The following is a 363-nucleotide window of genomic DNA, read 5'->3' on the forward strand; positions in this document are numbered from 1 at the left end:
TATGTAATCCAAAAACAAAGAAGAATGCGAAGGAAGACAACGCAAATAATCTCTATAACTTTTCACATCCTTCACAGGAAAAGAATGGTCAATATAATGGTCATGCAAACAAGTCATGATATCGTAAGGCTTTTCCCAACCGCAATAAACCTCGACCCCATTCCCAAACATATAACGAATAGCCTTGGTCTCATAACGTGCCTTCAATCGCACAGCCTTTATATTGAACAGATTTTCAAGCCTCTGTACTTCTCTCTCTATTTCTCTATATTTTTCCTTCTTTACCATATCCATAACAATCTCCGACCCTCAGTTTGTGGGGTACTGGAAACTTATTGTAGCAGATAGAAATCAATATTTGAC

The 363-nt window shown here is 37.5% G+C and carries 1 protein-coding gene; it reads right to left on the reverse strand.

Going from position 1 to position 363, the window contains the following annotated elements:
- Nucleotides 1–294: hypothetical protein (locus KP705_RS19470; protein WP_215765502.1), on the reverse strand; the 294-nt coding region annotated here is incomplete at its 3' end.
- Nucleotides 295–363 lie beyond the last annotated feature (69 nt).

Origin of the sequence: Gluconobacter sp. P1D12_c (genome assembly GCF_018812105.1) — a bacterium.
Taxonomy (GTDB): Bacteria; Pseudomonadota; Alphaproteobacteria; order Acetobacterales; family Acetobacteraceae; genus Gluconobacter; species Gluconobacter oxydans_A.